The following is a 20,658-nucleotide window of genomic DNA, read 5'->3' on the forward strand; positions in this document are numbered from 1 at the left end:
CCGCACAAATAGACCTCGTGCTGCCCCCAGGGCCCGCATTCGTCCACGGTGGGCAGCAGCATCTGCGTGCCGCCGGTATCGACGGCAGTGGTAAACCGGAAGTTAGGGTAGCGCCTGGCCCAATCGGCCAGCAGGTCGAGATGATAGAGATCCTGCTCCTGGCGCGCACCGAAAAAGAAGTGGATGCGCCGATCGAAACCCCGGAAAAAAGCCTCTTCCAGGATGCCCTTGATGGGCGCGAAACCAGTGCTGGCGGCGACACACAGTACGTCGCGTGGGCTATCCTCGCGCAAGAAGAACTCGCCGATGGGACCCCTGATGCGCAGGCGGTCTCCGGGCTGCAGCGCCTCGAAAAGCTGCGTGCTGAAAAGCCCGTTCGGCGCCCGGCGGATGTGGAACTCCAGGGTACCGTCGTCCGCCGGCCGGTTGGCGATGGAATAGGAGCGCATGACGCCGGGATGGCCGGGCACCTCCACCTGCACATACTGCCCGGCCTTGTAGGCGAAGGGGGTTTCCGGCCGCAGCCACAGCCCCATCACGTCCGGCCCCAGGCGGAGCAGGCGCCGGATCTCGGCGTGTTGGAAGGATTCAGTGTGCACCGACGCTGCAATGCACAGGTCGCTGGTCGGCTTGAACTTGCAGAGGATGGCCGCGCCGGCCGCCTTTTCCTCCGGAGTGAGCAGCAGGGGCATGTAGATGCCCTGCTCGCCCTGGCCTTCCAGCACGGTGCCCTTGCAGTCGCCGCAGGAACCGTTGCCGCAGCCGTGCTGCAGGGCGACGCCGTGGGCCAGCGCCGCCTCCAGCACCGTCTGTCCGGCCTCGGCCGTGAAGGACACCCCGCTCGGCTCGACGGTGATGCGATAGGACATGAACCGGCTCCTCAGGCGGCCGCCTGCTCTGCCGCCTCGATCATGACCTGGGCTGCCACGTTGTAGGCTGCGCTCCAGGCTTCGGCCACTGCCGGGGTCCAGGCGGGGCCGGCGAAATGCGCCAGGGTCGCCAGCAGGCTGGCGCCGACGATGGGATAGTGTTCGGGCTGGGTGTGGTACTTGTTGTGGCCCGCCCCCAGCTCCTGCAGATACGGCACCAGGGCGTCGAGCTGGTCGATGTGGGTCACGATCTGCACGATGGAGTTGAGCAGGCGCTCCTTCTGCGCGTCCATCTGCGCCGGGAACATGGCGCGCACCTCGGGGTAGTGGCTGAACATGTAGTTGTAGAAGTAATCGGTGACGGCAACGCCATGCGGCGCCACCACGGCAAAACTTTCCCTGATCAGGGCGGGATTGAGGCTCATGTTTCATCTCCTGTACCGATTGAAAGATGCATCCATAATACATCAATAATATTGTGATTCAATGAATCTGGTCATGAGAAGCGAGGCCGACGCGGCACTCCAGGGAATCAAGCCTGATGGATAGAACCCGGCGTACCCGCTTCCGGGCCATGCTGGACACACGCTTGGGAGATCGCCCTGGTCTTCGCATCTGCGAACATCTTCAATCCCACACGCGGCCAGGCGCTTTGCTTATCCAAGAACGGCTCCTGAGGCGACTGCTCGCACGAGCGAAATTTCATGGCCTCGCGTGAGCAGCCGGCGAGCACAAGCGAAAACATTGCCGATGCTGGAAGGACATGCTCGACTCGGGAAGCGTTCAGGCGCCACGATGGCCAACAGTGCATGTCGGCCGTCACGCTGAGCGCGCCGGATGTGGTGCGGAACACTTCCCGCATTCGGCGCAGGGTTCAGCAGTCATCGCAGGCATGCTCGCGCGCCTGAAGATCCCGTCCATTGCGGCGCACGATGCCCTGCCCGGGCAGATCATCGCGGAACTGGCGGTGCCGGCACCCCGATCGGGCCATATGACAGGATACGTGTGGATCTCGACAAGTTTGGCAACAAGCGGAGTACGCCGAAAATCACGGCAAGACGTGCAAAACAAGCATAATCAGCTGCATTTATCCTTGAATCATCGCCATCCGTTCTGCATCGACGCAACGGAAACATCGCTCCGCAGGCGTCGCGCGAAGGCGATCGACGTTTCCACCATGCAAAAAATCCCGGCAAAGGCGGCCATCCCCCAGAAAATACAAGTTCTTGGAGCGCCCAGCCAGACAGTCCGCCACTTAGTTGACAGCCCCTGCCCAAATAAGTACTTTCCATACTACTTATGCAGGCGCCAAGAAAAAACTTCCGGGGCATTCCTTCCATCCCCTACCCACCCTCACTATCCACGCGCCCGCGGCTGGCCGCTCCCGGTTGGGGCGTGGCGGGATTCGCGCTCTTCAACGTGGCCATCGGCATTGGCCATTTCCTCGTGCTCTTCAATGCCGGGGCCTATCTGGCCATGTTCCCCTACGTCGGCGGCGACCTGGGCATACCCCTCAGCCACGTCACCTGGACGCAGACGGATTATTTCGTGGGCATGGCTCTCGCCCTGCCGTTTGCCGGACGTCTGGCGCGGCGCGTCGGCGATGCGCATCTGCTGACCGGGGCCTTTCTCGCCGTTGCCGTCACGTCACTGGTCTGCGTGGTCAGCCGCGACCAATCGATATTCCTTGTGGCCCGCGTGCTGCAGGGATTCGCAGGCGGCTTGACCATTCCCGTTTCACAGAACCTGCTCATCAAGCATTATGCCGAGGATCGCCGTTCCGTGGCGGTGGCCCTCTGGGGCATTGCCAGCTTTACGCCTTTCACCTTGGCTCCGGTCACCGGCGGATGGATTGCCGAGACGCTGGGCTGGCACTGGTGGTTCATTCTAGGGACTGCAATCGCCTTCCTGATCGCCCTGACCTTGGGCATTACCCTGCACGGCCGCAGCAGCCGGGCCGAGCGGACCTCGCTGGACCTGGTCGGGTTCGTGCTGCTTGCCGTGTTCATGGGCTGTCTGCAAACCCTCCTCAACCGCGGTCATGATGACGACTGGATGGCTTCGCACCTGCTTTGGGTGCTCGGAATCACGAGCCTGCTGAGCTTTGTCGCTTTCGTGATCTGGGAGCTCGGAGAACAGGATCCCTTGTTGGAATTACGTCTCTTCGCCCGACGCACCTTCGCTGTCGGCGCGCTGGGCCTCTTCCTGGGCTTTCTCGTCTTCCAAGGCCTCTTTTCACTTTTTCTGGTCCGCATGCAGACGGCTTTCGGCTACAGCGCATTTCTGGCGGGCACGCTCTTCCTGCCCATGCTGCTGGCCAAGCCCCTGAGCTTGGTCGTGCACAAGCTGCTCAGGCGTTTCCAGGCGCGGGAGCTGGCCGCCATCAACTTCCTGGGCTTCGCCGCCTCCTGCGCGTGGGTCGCCTCCTATGACCGGCTGGCCTCCTACGACACCCTCTTCTGGCCGCAACTGCTGGCGGGACTTTTCCTGGGGGCCTTTTTCGCTCCCCTCACGGTACTGCTGTTCAGCGGGCTTCCTCCCGAACAGCAGACCCGGGCCGTGGAGCTCGGCAACATCCTGCGAGTCTTCGGCGGCAGCCTCGGCATTACGTTGATTGCTACCTTCTGGTTGCGCCGCAGCGTCGCACATCAGCATGAATTGGTGCAACAGTTGACGGCATACAACCCGGTCACCGACGCGGCCCTGTCCGCTTTGCACTCGCGCGGCGTGGTTGACGGCGCCTGGGCCGTGCTCGCAAAGCATGTCGAGCGCCACGCCGCCATGGTGAGCTTCAATGAAATGTTCTGGCTGGCCGCCTGGATCTTCGGCGCCCTCGGACTCTTCGTCTGGCTGGCGGGCGCGGCGCCCCCGCCGGGCGGCGACCCGGTCCGCGAGGAAGCCCTGGAAGAGTTGGCGGAACAACCATGATCAAATCGTACCGATTTCTCATTCTCGGTATCGCGCTCGTTGCCGGATGCGCGTTGCCGCCGGCAACCCACATGCCCCAGCCGCGGGCCGCACCCGATCTGGGCATCGTGGCAGATCCGACTCCGTTGCCAAAACCGGGCTCCTGGCCTTCCAGCGAGTGGTGGCGCCAGTTCGCCTTGCCGGAACTCGACAGAATCGAGGCCCATGCGTTGCGCCGCAACCCCAGCCTGGCGATCGCCGCATCGCGGGTCCGCGCGGCCGAAGCCCTCGTCGACGCGCGGGCGGCCGCGTCCCGCCCGCGGCTGGGCGCCGAGGCGGCGACAGACACGGTGCGCTTCTCCGAGCACGGCACCCATGGTCCGCTGAATGGGCGCAGCCTGACGATCGGCATTCTGCATCCGCTCGCCCTGCGCTGGCACCTGGACTTGTGGCAGCGGGATGCCGCAGCGCTGGCGGCCGCCGGCGCAGAGCAGCAGGCGCAGGCGGCCGCCAGCGCCGAAGCCCGCCTCTTGGTGAGTGCAGCCCTGGCACGGACCTACTTCGCCCTGGCGGCAACGGAAATGCAATTGGCGGAGGCAAAGGCACTGCAGCGCAATGCCGAAGCGAGGCTCGCCCTGGCAAAGACACGCTTCGGCGCCGGCCTTGGCACCGACCAGGCCGTGCAGCAGCAGTCGGAACAGGTCGCAGCGCACGAAACCACCGTCATTGCCCTGCAGGACCTGGCCACCGTGCTGCGGCACGCCTTGGCGGCGCTCGCCGGTGAAGGACCGGCATGGGGCGCCAGCATCACCGTCCCTGCCCGCCTACCGTCGCCAGCATTGGGCCTGCCTGCGGACCTGCCTCTGGACTGGGTAGCCCACCGGCCGGATGTCACGGTTGCACGCTGGCGGGTCGAAGCCCGGTCCCAAGGCATTCGCGCCGCGCGGGCCGCGTTTTATCCCGACATCAATCTGCGCGCCTTCACCGGCTGGGAGAGCATCAGCCTGGCCGACCTCGTCAATCCCGCCAATGCCGTTTACGCGCTGGGACCGGCCGTACACCTGCCTCTCTTCGAGGGCGGGCGGCTACGCGCCGACCTGCGCGCCCGGGAAGCGGAATACGCGATGGCCGTGGCGGCCTATGACGACGCGGTACTCGGCGCTGCCCAGGACGTGGCCGATGCGCTGACACGCTGGCAGTCCGCCGGGGAAAGCCTGGCCGTGCAGCAACGGGCTCTCGCCGCCGCGAAGAGAACGCTTTCGCTCGAATCCGGGCGCGCCGCCGCAGGCTTGGTGCCGCGGGACGCCGTACTGGCGGCGGACGATGCCGCCCGTCAGGCACAGCTCCGACAAATCACCATGACCACCGCGCAGCTGGACGCCGCCGCCGACCTGCTGACGGCGCTCGGCGGCGGCTTTACCGATCCGCAGCTGGAGTCTCACCGTGACCGCAGCCAATAACCAAGCTCACATCCGACGGAAGCGCTTTGGCATGCTTGCCGTAGCCACCCTGGCCACCATCCTCCCCGCGGGAGGCTACTGGTCCCAGTTCGCGCGTTATCGGGTCGAGACCAACGACGCCTATGTCACCGGCAATCTGGTGCCGCTCGTCGCCCAAAGCACCGGCACCGTGATCGAAGTCGCCGCCGACGATACGGAATTCACGCCGCCTGGGCGCACCCTGGTCCGACTCAACGGCGCCCATGCACGGCTTGCGCTGGAAGCCGCCGAAGCCCAGCTCGGCGAGACGGTGCGCACGGTGGCCAACCGCTTCGCCACGGTGGAGGAATTGCGCGCCCGCATGGATGCGCGCCGGGCGGCGCTGATCCGCATCGAGCACGACCTGGCCCGCTACCGGGAAGTGTCCGATAGCGGCGCAGTGCCCGAGCAGCAAATCCAGAATGCCGAGGACCAGCATCGGGAACTGACGGCCCAGCTACGCGCCGATGCGGCGGCGCTCCAGGCCGTGAAAGCCCAAGTGCGCGGCGCGGACATTGGTCACAACCCCAGCGTGCTGCGTGCCGCCAGCACCGTGCGCGCGGCTTACCTGGAATTGCAGCGCTGCGAGGTCAAGGCGCCGGTGGCGGGCTTCATCGCCAAGCGCAGCGCCCAGCCGGGCCAACGCGTCACGCCGGGCACTCCCCTGCTGGCCATTGTCCCCCTGCAAGAACTCTGGGTGGACGCGAACGTCAAGGAGGATCGCCTCGGCCGGGTCCGGCCAGGGCAGGCGGTCACCATGACGGCCGCCCTGTACGGCAAGCAGGTGGTCTACCATGGTCGCGTGCTCGGCCTGGGCGCCGGCACCGGCAGCATCTTCGGCCTGCTGCCGCCGGAAAACGCCAGCGGCAACTACATCCACATCGTCGAGCGCCTGCCCGTGCGCATCTCCCTGGATGCGGCCGAATTGCGGGCCCATCCGTTGCGCCCCGGCCTGTCCATGGAAGTCAGCATCGATACCCGCGGCGGCGGCCCGGTGCTCCAGCCGCTGACCACCACCCCCGGCGGCGCTTGGCGCACCGCCGTATATAAGCGAGAGCTGGCCAATGCCGATACGCTGGTGCATCGCATCATCGCCGCCAATATCGGTGACCGCCGCTGAAGTGCCGACAGGCGATCAGCCACCCGCGGCGCTCATCCTGAGGCATGAGCGCCGGTCGCATACGCTCCTCCAGCCATCCTGATAGTTTTTTACCCGAAGATCATTGACAGGATGCAAACCCACCTATAAGTTAGTTATCAATAACTATCTATTATCACCAAACGGAGGCCTCATGCCGACACGCAAGCAGCACACCCGCAGCACCACCATCGCCGCCATCTTGGGCTTGTCGCTCTGCAGCGCAGTGGGCAGCGCCCAGGCCGCGGAGACCAGCTTCCTCAAGGACGCCATGCGCGGCCTGAACCAGAAAATGCAGGTCATCGTGGACGGCCTGGCGCGCGAGGACTACGCCCAGGTGGAAAAGACCGCCGCCGCCATCGCCACCCATCCGAAGCCGCCCCTGCAGGAGCGCATGCGCATCATGGGCTTTGTCGGCACGCGAATGGGGGAGTTCAAGGGCTATGACGACAAGACGCACCACGCCGCCGAGACCCTGGCCGCGGCGGCACGGCGCAAGGACGGCCGGCGCGCCATCGAGGCCTTCAAGGAGCTGCAAACGGGCTGCCTGGAGTGCCACCAAGCCTTCCGCCAGGACTTCGTCGCCCATTTCGGCGGCAAGGCCAAGTAGCCGGAGCGCCGCGCCATGAGCGACCAGAATGCACCCCAAAAGCCGGGCGGCCGCCGCCGGCTCAGCGCCGAGGAGCGCCAGCAGGAGATCATGGAGGCGGCGCTGGACCTCGTGGCCGAGAGCGACGTGGACGCGGTGACCACCCAGGACATGGCCACGCGCATCGGCCTGACTCAAGGCGCGATCTTCCGCCACTTCGCCAGCAAGGAGGCCATCTGGGAGGCGCTGGTGCGCTGGCTGCAGCGGCGGCTGACCAAGGTGCTGAGCGAGGCCGCCCAGGGCGGGCGCGACCCGCTCGACGCGCTGGAGCGCACCTTCTTCGCCCACCTCGACTTCATCGCCAAGCATCCCGGCCTGCCGAAGCTGATCTTCTCCGACCAATTGCTGCGCAAGAATCCGCGCCTCAAGGGCTTGGTCCAGGAGATCCTGCGCGCCTACGAGGGCTCCATCGCCGGCCTCATCGCCGAGTCGCAGCGCCAGGGCCTGTCCCCCCGCAATCTGGACCCAGAGGCGGCGGCGGTGCTCTTCGTGGGCATGATCCAGGGACTGGTGGTGCAGTCCACGGTGCTGGGCTACCGCAACTCGCTCGGCGCCGAGGCCAGAAGCATCTTCACCCTGTATCTGAACGGCATCCGCACGCGGCCGGCCGAGGATGGGGAGCCATGCGCCGGCGCCTGAGCACGCGCCTGCTGTTCCTGGGTTTGGGTTTGGCCCTGGCCACCATGCCGCCGGCGGGCGCGGGCGAGCTCCGGGACATCCTGGAGGCCACCCTGACGCATCCGCAGCTGCGGGCGCGCGCCGGCGAGGTGGACGCCGCCCGGGCGGAACAGCGCGCGGCCGGCAGCCGCTATCTCGGCCAGGGCAGCCTGTCGGCCGGCTGGCAGCGCTACGAGGGGGAGCGGGTGGTGGGCGTTTTCGTCCCCACGCCCAACTCGACCGTGCCTCTGGCGCGCGAGATCGGCCAGTACGGCGTCAGCTACAGCCTGCCGGTGGACGTTTTCGGCGTGATCGCGGCGGCGCGGGCGCGGGCCGCCGGGGATCTCGGCGCCGCCCGGCTGCTGGCGCGGCAGGAAATGCTGCTCAAGCTGCACCAGGCCGCCAGCGCCTACGCCACGCTGCAGGCCCTGCAGCGGCAGCAGGAAGCGCTGGCGCGGCTGCGGGACAGCGTGACCGCCAGCCACCGGCGTGTGCAGGAGGAATTCGTTCTGGGCCGGGCGGCCGGCGTCGACCTCCGCCTGGCCGAGAGCGAGCTGGCGCGGGTGCAGGCGGACGAGGCCGGCCTGGCGGCCGCCGTCGCCAATGCGCAGGCGGAATTGCTGGAGGCCAGCGGCCGCGAGGCTGGCTGGCCCATGACAACGGCCATCCGCGTGCCGGCCTGGCATGACGGCCCGCTTCAGCAGAGCTTGCCGGTGCGCCTGGCCGAAGCCCGCGAGGCATCGAGCGCGGCCCAGGCCCGGGAGCGGCGCCGCGCCCTGTGGCCGGCCCTGAGCCTGGATGCCAGCTACTACACCTACCAGGGCGGCGGCGCCACCAGCGATGTCTGGTCGCTGGGCGGCAAGGTGGCGCTGCCCCTGGACGCCAGCGCCTGGCATCGGGTCAGCGCCCAGGACGCTCGCGCCCAGGCCGCCCGCGACGAAGCGCGCGCCGCCGAGCGCGACGCCCGGCGCCAGCTCCAGGCCCTGCGGGCCAACTACGACGGCGCGCTGGCGGATGCCCGCGCGCTGGAGCAGGAAGTCCGCTACCGGCGCGAGGTGCTCGCCGTGCAGCGCGAGCGCTGGCGCCTCGGCGCCCTGACGCTGGAAAACCTGCTGCGCCAGGAGCGCGATCTCCTGGATGCCGAATACCGGCTGGCCAACGCCCAGGCGCGTGCCGCCGATGCCTGGTCAGCCGCCCAGGTCATCGCCGGCCTGCCGGCCGCCGCCTACATCGCCCAACTGGACGCCCCATGAAAAAGATGAAAAAGCCACTCATCCTCCTGCTCCTGGCGCTGCTTCTGCTGGGCGGCGTCGGCCTGGTCAAGCACAAGCAGCGCCAGCTGAGCCGCGAAACCCCGCCCCGGCCCGCGCCGGTGCTGGTGGAAGTCCGGCAGCTCCAGGTGGCGCCGGTCAGCCTCAGCCTGCATGCCACCGCCGAGGTCCAGGCCGTGCAGGACAGCGTGGTCGCCAGCCGCCTGAGCGCTTACCTCACGGCACTGCCCTTCTTCGAGGGCGACCGCTTCCGGCGCGGCGCCGTGCTGGCGCGTCTGGACACCAGCCAGGCGCAGGCGGAGCTGCAGCAGGCCGAGGCCAGCCTGGCGCAGAGCCGCCTGCAGGCGGGCACCCTGGCCGCCGAACTGGCCTCCGCCGCCAGCACCCTCAGGGCCGAGCAGGAGCGCTACGGGCGCCTGCAGGCGCTGTACCGCATCCAGGGCGTGTCCCTGGAGCAAGTGCAGGCGGCCGAGGCGCAGCTGGCCGGCGCGCGGGCGCGCTTCGCCGCCGCCCGCGCCGCGCAGGACGGCCACCGGTCGCTGCTGCGCGCCAACCAGGCCGCCGTGGCGGCGGCGCGGGAGAATCTCCGCTACGGCGTCATCCTGGCGCCCTTCGACGGCGTCGTCAGCCAGCGCCTGGCCCAGCCCGGCGACATGGTCACGCCGGGCAAGCCGCTGCTCAAGATCACCAATCCCGCCACCGGCGTGCGCCTGCTGATCAGCGTGCCGGCCGGCCTGCAGCCGGTGGCGCTGCGCCTCGACGGCCGCACCCTGCCCCTGCGCCCCTGGCCCGAGGCCACGGTCCAGGGCCTGCGCCGCTACGAGACCCGGCTGCTGGAGGCCGCGCCGCTGCCCGGCACCCGCCAGGACGTGCAGGTGATCGTGTTCCAGAGCGCCCAGGCCATTTCCCTGCCCCGCCACTGCCTGCTGAACGAGGACGGCCGCAGCGCGACGGTGCTGCGCCTCACCGCCCAGAACCGGGTGGAACCCTGGCGGGTGGCCCTGGCCGCCGCCGGCGACGAGGGCGCCGCCACCCTGGACGAGCGCCTGCCCGGGCAGCGCATCGCCTGCGGCAGCCCGGACCTCCTGACGCGCCTGGCCGCCGGGGCGCCGTTCCAGACCCAGCCGACGCCGCGCCAGGAGTAAGCATGCTCTTTCGCCTCTTCCACGAGCGTCCGCTGCTGCTCGGCATCATCCTCACCATCGCCACCGTGCTCGGCGTCATCGGCTACCAGCAGATGCCGCGCAACATGTTCCCGGACGTGGAGCGCCCGCAAGTGACGGTGATCACGCTGCTGCCGGGCGCCGCCGCCCAGAGCGTGGCCCAGAAGGTGTCGCGCCCCATCGAGCAGGAGCTCTACAGCCTGAGCCACGTGCGCGACGTGCAGAGCACCAACAAGAACGAAGTCTCCATCGTGCGCGTCGAGTTCGACTACGAGAAGGGCCTGGATGCCGCGCTGCTGGACGTGAACAACGCCCTCTCGCGGGTGCGCGGCCGGCTGCCCGCCGATGCCCCGCCCTCCAGCGTCTACGCCGTGGGCGGCTTCACCGCGCCGGTGATGGTGCTGGCCGTCTCGCCCAAGCCCGGCAGCGGTCTGGACCTGATGCAGACCAGGCTCCTGGCGGAAAACGACATCCGCACGGCCCTGATCACCCAGCCCAACATCGCCAACGTGGAAGTCTTCGGCGGCCACGAGCCCGCCGTGCGCGTGGACTTCGACCCGCTGAAGCTGGCCCGCTACCGCATCACCCAGGCCCAGTTGCAGGAGCTGATCAGCAAGATGGACCGCGACTGGCCGCTCGGCACCGTGCAGGGTCAGGGCAGCAGCACCACGCTGACCATCTACGGCGAGCGCGCCGGGGTGGAGGCGCTGCGCCGGCTGCCCGTCGCCGACGGCATCACCCTCGGCGACGTGGCCGAACTGCGCCTGGCGCCCGCCGAGCGCTTCTCCGCCTATCACGGCAACGGCAAGCCGGCCATCGCCGTGTCCATCCTGCGCGCCCCCGGCGGCGCGGTGCAGGCCGCCATCCGCGATGCCCAGGCGCAGCTGCCGCTGCTCGAGGCCCGCTATCCGCAGCTGGATTTCGCCGTCAGCGACACCCAGGACGAGCTGATCGAGGACTCCAACCGCAACATGGTCGACGCCCTGCGCGACGCCATCATCTTCGTGGCCCTGGTGATCCTGCTCTTCCTGGCCAACTGGCGCGCCGTGCTCACCGCCCTGCTCAGCATCCCGCTGGTCTTCCTGCTGACCTTGGCCGTGCTCTGGCTGATGGGCAAGGAGCTCAACATCCTGGTGATGACCGGCATCATCCTGGCGCTCGGCATGCTGGTGGACGACGCGGTGGTGGTGCTGGAGAACATCGAGCGGCACCTGGAGGAAGGCGCGCGGGACGTGCGCGACGCCATCCGCCGCGGCACCGAGGAGGTGCTCTTCCCCATCTTCCTCGGCACCATCGCCACCGCGGCGGTGATCGCGCCGCTCATGTTCATCGGCGACTTCCCCGAGGAAATGTTCAGCCATCTGGTGCTGCCGGTCATCATCGCCGTCTTCATCTCCTACTTCCTGGCGGTGACCTTCATCCCGCAGATCTCGCTCTTCTGGTACCGCAAGGGCCTGCCGCCCAAGAACGCCTTCGAGCGCTGGCTGGAGCGGCTGTATCAGCGCCTGCTGGCGCCGGGGGCGGGCCTCTACACCGGCATGCTGCGCACCGCCCTGGCGGGGGGCGTCCTGCGCCGGCTGCTCTTCGTGCTGCCGGCGGTGATTCTCCTGCTGGTCAGCCTGCGCACCATCGCGCCCCTGATCGGCCGGGATGCCATGCCGCCCATGGACACCGGCATCGTCAAGGTGCACGTCAGATTCAGCGCCAACGAGCCGGTGGCGGTGGCGGAGGAGCGCCTGCGCGACTTCGAGCGGCGCCTGGCGGCGGACCCGCGGGTGACGCGCATCAGCGCGGTCTTCGGCTCCGAGCCCGGCGTCATCTCCCTGGGCTCCGGCCAACTGCCCGCCGAGGCGACCTTCACCATCAACTACATCAATCGCCTGGAGCGCGAGCAGAGCAGCTGGGACATCGAGGCGGACCTGCGCCGCCAGCTTGCCGCCCTGCCCGGCGTGAGCGCCGTCGACGCCTTCGACTACGGCGCCACGGCGCTCAGCACCATCAAGGCGCCGGTGAACATCCGCCTGAGCGCGGAGGACTGGCGCCTGCTGCCCGGCGCGGCGACCGCCGCCGCGGCGGCCCTGGGCGAAGTGCCGGGCCTAACCTCGGTGTCGGCCACCTGGGACCGGGACGGCAGCGAGGCCAGCCTGGTACTGGACGAGCACAAGCTGCGCACCCTTGGCCTCACCCCCGACGCGGTGGCGGCGCAACTGCCCCTCAAGGGCCTGCCGCTCGCTTCCCTGAGCAAGCTGCCGACGGTGAGCGCCATCCCTGTGCGCAGCTACTTCAGCGAACCCTACCGCGCCAATCCGGCCACCCTCGGCCTGCTGCCCATCCAGACGCCGGACGGCGGCAGCGTCAGCCTGGGCGAGATCAGCCGCATCCACTACCAGCCCAACGCCTCGCTGCTGACCACCTACGGCCTGCGCTACAGCCTGGACCTGCTCGCCTACCGCAACACCGCCCCCATCAGCCTGCTGAGCGAGCGGTCGCAGGCGGCGGTGCAGCGGGTGCTGCCGGCCGGGGTGAGCATGAGCGAGCAGGGCGACAACGCCAACGCCCAGGACTCGGGCCGGCGCATGCTCATGGGCCTGGGCCTCGGCGTGCTGCTGCTCTTCGGCGTGCTGGCGCCGGCCTACGGCAGCGTGGGGCTCGCGCTGCTGTCCATCCTGATCCTGCCCCTGTCGGTCATCGGCGCCCTCTGGGGCCTGCTCGCCTTCGACAAGGCGCTGGCGCTGCCCGCCATCCTGGGCATCGTGCTGCTCTTCTCCATCATCATCAAGAACTCCATCCTGATGGTGGATTTCATCCAGGAGCGGCGCCGCGCCGGCGCCGGCGTCACCGAGGCGGCCCTGGGCTCGGTGGCCCTGCGCTACCGCCCCATCCTCATGACCGCGCTCGCCACCATCGCCGGCATGATCCCCATCGCCATGGAGCGCGCCGTGGGCCTGGAGCGACTTTCGCCCCTTGCGGACGCGGCCATCGGCGGATTACTGGTAGGCACCGTGCTGAGCCTCTTCTACCTGCCCCTGTTCTATATTTGGGTGATGAGGGGACGCGACGCACCCACCGGCCAGGGAGGGCAGCCATGACAGCAGCGGTCTCCAGCACACCACGCGCGCGGCTCGCGGCGGCCGGCACGGCGCTGACGCTTCTGGCGGGCGGCGGCACCGCCCTGGCCGACGCCGTCGCCCTGCCGCGCGGCGACCTCTTCGCCCCGCTCCTGGCCGATCCGAAGCAGCCGCGCTTCTCCGGCAGCATCGGCCACAGCACCAGCGACGTGGTCGACGCCGCCGTGGCCTCGGTCGCCTTCGGCGAGAACCTCGGCATCATCCGCTGGCCGGGCAGCACGCCGGGCGACGGCGTGCAGCTCAACCTGGCCGGCGCCGTCTTCGCCCAGTTCGACCTGGGCGCGCCGTCCAGCGATCTCATCAACGCCGATTACGTGATCGGCCTGCCGCTCACCTACCGGCGCGGCGACTTCTCCGCCCGCGCCCGCATCTACCACCAGAGCTCGCACCTGGGCGACGAATTCCTGCTGCGCACCCGCACCGACCGCATCAATCTCAGCTTCGAATCCGCGGAGCTGCTATTGTCCTACGACCTCGGCGACTGGCGCGCCTATGGCGGCGGCGAATACATGCTGCGCCGCGACCCCGGCGACCTGCGGCCGGGGCTGTGGCACGCCGGCCTGGAGTATCGCCGCGCCAAGCCGCTGCTGCACGTGGGCGAGCTCGGCGTCGGCCGCTGGGTGGCGGGGCTCGATCTCAAGTCCTGGCAGGAAAACAACTGGACGCCGGCCTGGTCCTGGAAGGGCGGCGTCGAGTTCGCCTCCCTGAGCCGGGACCCGGGGCGGCTGGACCGCCGCCTGAGCCTGCTCCTGGAGTACTACAACGGCTTCGCGCCCTATGGACAGTTCTTCGCCGATGACATGGCGTTCCTGGGGCTGGGCTTGCAGCTCAGCTTGTGAACGGCGGCAGACAAGGGGGATAGAGATGACCCTGCGGCGTTTCCTAGCTGGCATCCTGGCGCTCGGCCTGCACTGGGCCCCGGCGGGCCATGCCGCGGACCAGCCGGCGCTGGATCTGCCCGAGGCCATCCGCCAGGCCCTGGCGCAGAACCCCCGGCAGGCGTCCCAGCGCCTGGACGTGCGCAAGGCGGAGCTGGAACAGCGGGTGGCGCGGGGCGCCCGGCTGCCGGCGGTGGATTTCAGCGCCTCGGCCACCTACTACGGCTATCCCACCTTCGTGGTGCCGATCCGGCAGGTGCCGCAGCCGCCCAATTTCGCGTTCCCGCCCCTGGACCGCAGCATCTACGACCTGGGCGTGACCCTGCGGCTGCCCCTTTATACCGGCGGGCGGCTGCAGCAGGGCATCGTCATTGCCGACCTTGGCCGCAGCATCGCCGTGGAGCGGGAGCGGCTCGGCACCCAGGCGCTGACCTACAATGTCAGCTCGGTCTATCTGAAGATCTTGCAGCTCTCGGCCCTGGACCGGGCCTACGCCGCCCGCATCGACTCCCTGCAGGCGCAGGCGCGGCGCGTGCAGCTGCTGGTCCAGGAAGGCAAGGCCCCGCGCCTGGATCTGCTGCGGGTGCGCGTGCAGGTGCGCAAGGCCGAGCACGACCGCCTGCAGATCGAGAACCGCCGTCAGGAGGCGGTGACCCTGCTCTACAGCCTCATGGGCAGCGCCACGCTGCCGGACGCGGTGCGCCTCGTCGCCTACGGCGCCGCCCCCGTCCCCGACCGGCGCCTGGCCGAGCTGCGGGCGGAGGCCAGCGCCCGCCGCGCGGAGCTGCAGATCGCCGAGGAGGAAATGGCGGTGGCCCGCGCCCGCGAGCGCCTCGCCCGCGGCGAGCGCCTGCCCAGCCTGTCCCTGCTCGGTGCCTACCGGGAGCGCAGCGGCGCTGATCTCACCTTCTTCGACGACTGGAACATCGGCGCGCAGCTCTCCGTGCCGGTCTTCGACGGCGGCGTGCGCCGCTACCGGGTCGCACAGGCGGAGCTGGCGCGCCAGCAGGCCCTCGAAGGGCTGCGCCAGGCCCGGCTGGACGTGGACAAGGAGCTGCAGGATGCCTGGAACGCCGTCGGCGAGGCCGCCTCCCGCCTGCAGGTGGCCGGCGCCAGCGTGGGTGAGGCCGCCGAGACCCTGAAGATCGAGCGGCTCAAGTACGACGAGGGCGTCGGGCTCATCACCGACCTGCTCTCCGCCGAGAGCGCGCTGCTCACGGCCGAGGCCGACCGGCTGCAGGCCGAATTCGACCTGATCGTGGCGCGCCTGAACCTGCTGCGCGCCAGCGGGCAACTGACGCCGGCGCAGGTGGAGGCGCTGGTGGTGGCGCGCGTCGCCGACCCGGGGGAAGCCATACCATGAAAAAACGCGTGCTCGTCATCGTCGCCCTGGCCGTGCTCGCGGGCATCGCGCTCCTGCTGTGGAGCGGGCGCTTCGGCCAACGCCAGGAAGCGGACGTCATCACCGCCTCGGGCACCGTGGAGGCCACCGAGTCCCAACTGGGCTTCCAGGCGCCCGGCCGCATCATCGACCTGAACGTGCGCGAGGGAGAGCGGGTGCGGGCGGGCCAAGTGCTGGCCGCCCTCGACGCCGCCGAGGCCGGCGCCCGGCGCGATCAGGCCGCGGCGCAGGTGGCCGCGGCGCGGGAGATCCTGCGGGAACTGGAGCGCGGCTTCCGCCCGGAGGAGATCGCCCAGGGACGGGCGGCGCTGGCGGCGGCCGCCGACCGGCTGCGCGACGCCCAGCGCGACCTGGCGCGCAGCCAGCGCCTGCTGGCCGGCGGCGCCATCAGCCGCGAGGCTTACGACAAGACGCAGCTTGCCCTGCAGCTCGCCCAAAGCCAGCACGCCCAAGCGCGGGAGCAGCTTCGGCTGCTGGAAAGCGGCCAGCGCCGCGAGCGCATCGCCGCGCAGCGGGCGCAACTGGCCCAGGCGCAGGCGGCACTGCGGGCCAGCGAAACGGTGCTCGACAACATGGTCCTGCGCGCGCCGGCTGACGGCATCGTCACCGTGCGCCACCGCGAGCCGGGCGAGACGGTGCCGGCTGGCGCGCCGGTGCTGACGGTCATGGCCCCGCAGGACCGCTGGGTGCGCATCTACATCCCGGAAAACCGGCTGGCCGCCGTGCGCCTGGGCCAGCCGGCCGCGATCAGCACCGACACCTATCCCGGCAGGCGCTATGGCGGCCAGGTGGCCTTCATCGCCTCGGAGGCCGAATTCACTCCCAAGAACGTGCAGACCACCGAGGAGCGGGTGAAGCTGGTCTATGCGGTCAAGGTGCGCATCACCGACGATCCCCGCTTCGAGCTCAAGCCGGGCCTGCCCGCCGATGTCCGCCTCCAGCCCTGATGCCGTGCGCGCCGAGGCGCTGACGCGCCGCTTCGGCGACTTCACCGCCGTGGACGGGCTGAGCTTCACGGTGGCGCCCGGCGAGCTCTTCGGCCTGGTGGGCCCGGACGGCGCCGGCAAGACCACCACCCTGCGCATGCTCGCCGGGGTGCTGCGGCCCAGCGCCGGCGACGCCTTCATCCGCGGCATCGGCGTGGCGCGCGACCCGGAGGGCGTGAAGCACGAAATCGCCTACATGTCCCAGCGCTTCGGCCTCTACGCCGACCTCACGGTGATGGAAAACCTCAGCTTCTACGCCGACCTCTACCGGGTCCCCAAGCGCGAGCGCCCGGCCCGCTTCGAGCGCCTCTTCCACTTCTCCAATCTCGCTCCCTTCAAGGACCGCCTGGCCGGCAAGCTCTCCGGCGGCATGAAGCAGAAGCTGGGGCTGTCCTGCGCCCTGGTGCACCAGCCCCAGGTGCTGCTGCTGGACGAACCCACCTTTGGCGTCGATCCCATCTCGCGCCGGGACCTGTGGCTCATCGTCCACGACATGGTCGCCCAGGGCATGACCGCCGTGGTCAGCACCGCCTACATGGACGAGGCGGAGCGCTTTGACCGCGTGGCCCTGCTGCATCAGGGCCGCCTGCTGGCCCTGGACACGCCGGCGGCCCTGCAGCGCGGCCTGCCGGGCGAGATCCTGCTGGCGCAGGTGGCCGACGTGCGCCGCGCGCGCGACCTGCTCGCCCGCCATCCGCGGGTGCGGCGGGCGGCCATCTTCGGCGATGCGCTGCACCTGAACGTGGCCGACGCGGCGGCGGACGCCCCGCCGCTGGAGACGGCGCTGCGGGATGCGGGACTGGCGCCGGCGGCGCTGCGACCCATCGCGCCCAGCATGGAAGACGTCTTCATCGAGCACATGACGGAGGCGACATGAGCACGCCGCCAGCCGAAGCGGCGGTGGTGGCCGAAGATCTCACCCGCACCTTCGGCGACTTCGTCGCCGTGGACCACGTCTCCTTCCAGGTGCGCACCGGCGAGATCTTCGGCTTTCTCGGCCCCAACGGCGCCGGCAAGACCACCACCATCAAGATCCTGGCGGGCCTGCTGCTGCCCAGCGCCGGAGGCGGCCGGATAGCCGGCTTCGACGTCCGCACCCAGAGCGAGGCCATCAAGCGCCACATCGGCTACATGTCGCAGCTCTTCTCCCTCTACGCCGATCTCACCGTGGAGGAGAACATCAATTTCTTCGCCGGCCTCTACAACGTGCCGCGCGCGCGGCGGGCGGCACGGCGCGACTGGGCCCTGGAGATGGCCGGCCTCGCCGAGCAGCGCCGGCGCCTGACCCGCGACCTGCCGCTCGGCTGGAAACAGCGCCTGGCGCTCGGCTGCGCGGTGCTGCACGAGCCGCCCATCCTCTTCCTGGACGAGCCCACCTCCGGCGTCGATCCGCTGTCGCGGCGCCGCTTCTGGGATCTCATCCACGCCCTGACCGACCAGGGCACCACCGTCTTCGTCAGCACCCACTACATGGAAGAGGCGGAGTACTGCGACCGGCTCGCCCTGATGAACCGCGGCCGGCTCATCGCCCTGGACAGTCCCGCCGGCCTGCGGGCCGCCATGCCCGAGCCGATCCTGGAAGTGCAGACGGACGCCAGCCCCAAGGCGGTGGAGGCGCTGCAGGACCTGCCGGGCATCCTGGAGGCGGCCATGTACGGGCGCGCCGTGCACGTGACGGTGGCGGACTTGGCCGCGGCCCGGCAGGCCATTCCCGCGCGCCTGCAGGAGCGGGGCATCGCCTGCCACGGCCTGGCCGAGATCCCGCCCTCCCTGGAGGACGTCTTCGTCGCCCGGGTGCGCGCCGCCGGCGGCGCGCCGGCCGGCTGAGGGCAGCGCCATGGACCGCACCCGCCTGCTCGCCGTCGCCCGCAAGGAGGTGATCCAGTTGCGCCGCGACACGCGCAGCCTGATCCTGGCCTTCCTGCTGCCCGTGCTGCTGCTCGTCATCTTCGGCTACGCCATCAGCTGGGACGTGCGCGACATCCGCACCGCCGTCCTCGACCAGGACCAGTCCGCCCGCAGCCGCGAACTGCTCGACACCTTCCGCGCCTCCGGCTACTTCACCCTGAGCCGCCACCTGCAGCGCCCGGCCGAGATCGCCCCGCTCCTGGAAAAGGGCACGGTGCAGGTGGCCCTGGTCATCCCGCCCGGCTTCGCCGCCGACCTGGACGCCGGCCGCAGCGCGCCGCTGCAGGCCATCGTGGACGGCTCCGACGCCAACACCGCCACCATCGTGCTGGCCTACACCCGCGCCATCGCCCAGTCCTATGCCCTGCGCGCGCAGCTGCAGGGCGTGCCGCTGCGCCCGCCGCTGCGGGCGGAAAGCCGCGTCTGGTACAACGAGGAGCTGCTCAGCCGCAACATGATCGTGCCGGGGCTGATCGCCGTGATCATGATGATCATCGCCGCCATGCTCACCTCGCTGACCATCGCCCGCGAGTGGGAGCGCGGCACCATGGAACAGCTGGCCGCCACGCCGGTGACGCGGGCCGAGGTGGTCGTCGGCAAGCTGCTGCCCTACCTCGCCATCGGCTTGATCGACGTGGTGCTGAGCGCCCTTCTGGGCGTCCTGCTCTTCGGCGTGCCCTTCCGCGGCGATCCCTTCCTGCTGCTGATCCTGTCCGCCGCCTTTCTGATCGGCGCCCTGGGGCTGGGCATCTTCATCTCGGCGGTGGCCAAGTCGCAGCTGCTGGCCACCCAGATGGCCATGATCACCACCTTCCTGCCGGCCTTCCTGCTCTCGGGCTTCATGTACGCCATCGAGGTCATGCCCCGGGTGCTGCAGGCGGTCACCTACCTGATTCCGGCGCGCTACTTCCTGGTGGTCACCCGCGGCATCTTCCTCAAGGGCGTGGGCATCGAGGTACTGCGCGTGCAGGGCCTGCTGATGATCGCCTTCGCCGTGCTCGGCCTGGTGCTAGCCATCCACGTCTTCAAGAAGGAGCTGCAATGAGGCTCGCCGCCAGCCTGGAACGGATCCGGGAAATGCTGCGCAAGGAGTTCCTGCAGATCTTCCGCGACCCGCGCCTGCGCCGGGTGATCTTCCTGGCGCCGGTGATCCAGCTCGTCGTCTTCGGCTACGCGGTCTCCACCGACATCCGCCACACCGCCACCTTCGTGGTGGACCACGACCAGACCCAGGCCGCGCGCCGCCTCGTCGACGCCTTCACCGCCTCGGGCTACTTCCGCGTGGTGGGCTACTCGCAACGCCCGGCCGACCTGGTGCGCGCCCTCGACCACGGCGATGCCGTCGTCGGCCTGGAGATCCCGGCCGGCTTTGCCGCGGCCCTGCGCGACGGCAGCGGCGCCCGGGTGCAGCTCATCCTCGACGGCACCAACTCCAACACCGCCACCGTGGCCCAGGGCTACGCCGAACGCATCGTGCAAAACTACGGCGCGCGCCTGGGCACGGCGGCGCCGGTCAGCCTCGACCTGCGCGAACGCGCCTGGTTCAACCCCGATCTGGCCAGCCGCGACTACAACGTGCCGGCGGTGATGGGCGCCATCATTCTGCTGGTCTGCCTGCTGCTGACCTCGCTGGCCGTGGTCCGGGAACGGGAGATCGGCACCCTGGAGCAGCTCATGGTCAGCCCGCTCACGCCCGGCGAACTCATCGCCGGCAAGACCATTCCCTTCGCCCTCATCGGTCTGGTCGACCTGGCGGTGGTCACCGGCATCGCCCTGCTCTGGTTCCGGGTCCCCTTCGTCGGCAGCTTTCCGCTCCTGCTGCTCGCCAGCGTGCTCTTCTTGCTCTCCGGCCTGGGCCTCGGCCTGCTCATTTCCACCGTCTCCCGGACCCAGCAGGAGGCCTTCATGGTGAGCTTCCTGGTCTTCATGCCCACCATCCTGCTGTCCGGCTTCATGTTCCCCATCAGCAGCATGCCCGAGCCCTTCCAGTGGCTCACCATCCTGAACCCCGTGCGCCACTATCTGGAGATCGTGCGCGGCATCTTCCTCAAGGGCACCGGCCTCACCGCCCTGTGGCCGCAGTTCCTGGCGCTCCTGCTGCTCGGCACGGCTCTGCTCTGGTTCGCGGCCGGACGCTTTCGCAAGACCGCCGCCTGAGCGGCCGCGATCCCGCGCCCGGATCGGCCAAGGGGCGCTACACAAGACCTGCCGATGTGGGACAATG

General features: G+C 69.5%; 17 protein-coding genes. 15 read left to right on the forward strand and 2 right to left on the reverse strand.

What is annotated here, in order from left to right; translation table 11 throughout:
* Both G579_RS0110925 and G579_RS17095 read right to left on the reverse strand, forming a co-directional pair.
* Positions 1-869 (reverse strand): FAD-binding oxidoreductase (locus tag G579_RS0110925; RefSeq protein ID WP_028989090.1); only part of this gene is annotated, 869 nt, incomplete at its 3' end.
* Between the two features lie 11 nt (positions 870-880).
* Positions 881-1,294 carry a globin domain-containing protein gene (locus G579_RS17095; RefSeq protein ID WP_038017879.1) on the reverse strand — a complete coding sequence of 138 codons (414 nt, stop codon included), beginning with the start codon at positions 1,292-1,294 and terminating at the stop codon, positions 881-883.
* A 970-nt stretch (positions 1,295-2,264) separates the two neighbouring features.
* Here G579_RS17095 and G579_RS0110940 point away from each other — a divergent pair.
* From G579_RS0110940 to G579_RS0111010, 15 genes are all read left to right on the forward strand, one after another.
* On the forward strand, positions 2,265-3,797 hold the full coding sequence (locus G579_RS0110940) for a DHA2 family efflux MFS transporter permease subunit (protein ID WP_051181434.1): 1,533 nt from the start codon (positions 2,265-2,267) through the stop codon (positions 3,795-3,797).
* Positions 3,794-5,236, forward strand: a complete 1,443-nt coding sequence (locus tag G579_RS17100; protein WP_081662736.1) for an efflux transporter outer membrane subunit — start codon at positions 3,794-3,796, stop codon at positions 5,234-5,236. Before G579_RS0110940 ends, G579_RS17100 begins: the two co-directional genes overlap by 4 nt.
* 31 nt (positions 5,237-5,267) lie before the next feature.
* Positions 5,268-6,374, forward strand: a complete 1,107-nt coding sequence (locus G579_RS17105) for an efflux RND transporter periplasmic adaptor subunit (protein ID WP_081662737.1) — start codon at positions 5,268-5,270, stop codon at positions 6,372-6,374.
* Positions 6,375-6,546: 172 nt separating this feature from the next.
* Complete coding sequence (locus G579_RS0110955; RefSeq protein WP_155989814.1) at positions 6,547-7,002, forward strand: cytochrome c; 456 nt, start codon at positions 6,547-6,549, stop codon at positions 7,000-7,002.
* 15 nt (positions 7,003-7,017) lie between these two features.
* Entirely contained in the window at positions 7,018-7,680 is a 663-nt protein-coding gene (locus G579_RS0110960; RefSeq protein WP_028990227.1) for a TetR/AcrR family transcriptional regulator, read from the forward strand.
* Positions 7,665-8,951 (forward strand): TolC family protein, encoded by a 1,287-nt coding sequence (locus G579_RS0110965; RefSeq protein ID WP_028990228.1) that lies wholly within the window; start codon positions 7,665-7,667, stop codon positions 8,949-8,951. The genes G579_RS0110960 and G579_RS0110965 overlap by 16 nt, the downstream gene beginning before the upstream one ends.
* Entirely contained in the window at positions 8,948-10,114 is a 1,167-nt protein-coding gene (locus G579_RS0110970) for an efflux RND transporter periplasmic adaptor subunit (RefSeq protein WP_028990229.1), read from the forward strand. Before G579_RS0110965 ends, G579_RS0110970 begins: the two co-directional genes overlap by 4 nt.
* 2 nt (positions 10,115-10,116) lie before the next feature.
* Positions 10,117-13,221, forward strand: a complete 3,105-nt coding sequence (locus G579_RS0110975) for an efflux RND transporter permease subunit (protein WP_028990230.1) — start codon at positions 10,117-10,119, stop codon at positions 13,219-13,221.
* Positions 13,218-14,099 carry a DUF1207 domain-containing protein gene (locus tag G579_RS17110; protein WP_051181439.1) on the forward strand — a complete coding sequence of 294 codons (882 nt, stop codon included), beginning with the start codon at positions 13,218-13,220 and terminating at the stop codon, positions 14,097-14,099. Before G579_RS0110975 ends, G579_RS17110 begins: the two co-directional genes overlap by 4 nt.
* A gap of 25 nt (positions 14,100-14,124) precedes the next feature.
* Positions 14,125-15,501 carry a TolC family protein gene (locus G579_RS0110985; RefSeq protein ID WP_028990231.1) on the forward strand — a complete coding sequence of 459 codons (1,377 nt, stop codon included), beginning with the start codon at positions 14,125-14,127 and terminating at the stop codon, positions 15,499-15,501.
* Positions 15,498-16,487, forward strand: a complete 990-nt coding sequence (locus tag G579_RS0110990) for an HlyD family secretion protein (protein WP_028990232.1) — start codon at positions 15,498-15,500, stop codon at positions 16,485-16,487. The genes G579_RS0110985 and G579_RS0110990 overlap by 4 nt, the downstream gene beginning before the upstream one ends.
* On the forward strand, positions 16,468-17,403 hold the full coding sequence (locus G579_RS0110995) for an ABC transporter ATP-binding protein (RefSeq protein ID WP_028990233.1): 936 nt from the start codon (positions 16,468-16,470) through the stop codon (positions 17,401-17,403). Before G579_RS0110990 ends, G579_RS0110995 begins: the two co-directional genes overlap by 20 nt.
* Complete coding sequence (locus G579_RS0111000; RefSeq protein WP_028990234.1) at positions 17,400-18,353, forward strand: ABC transporter ATP-binding protein; 954 nt, start codon at positions 17,400-17,402, stop codon at positions 18,351-18,353. Before G579_RS0110995 ends, G579_RS0111000 begins: the two co-directional genes overlap by 4 nt.
* A 10-nt stretch (positions 18,354-18,363) precedes the next feature.
* Complete coding sequence (locus G579_RS0111005; protein WP_028990235.1) at positions 18,364-19,479, forward strand: ABC transporter permease; 1,116 nt, start codon at positions 18,364-18,366, stop codon at positions 19,477-19,479.
* Entirely contained in the window at positions 19,476-20,591 is a 1,116-nt protein-coding gene (locus tag G579_RS0111010; protein WP_028990236.1) for an ABC transporter permease, read from the forward strand. Before G579_RS0111005 ends, G579_RS0111010 begins: the two co-directional genes overlap by 4 nt.
* The last annotated feature ends 67 nt before the right edge of the window (positions 20,592-20,658 follow it).

The sequence above is a fragment of the Thermithiobacillus tepidarius DSM 3134 genome, from assembly GCF_000423825.1.
Taxonomy (GTDB): domain Bacteria; phylum Pseudomonadota; class Gammaproteobacteria; order Acidithiobacillales; family Thermithiobacillaceae; genus Thermithiobacillus; species Thermithiobacillus tepidarius.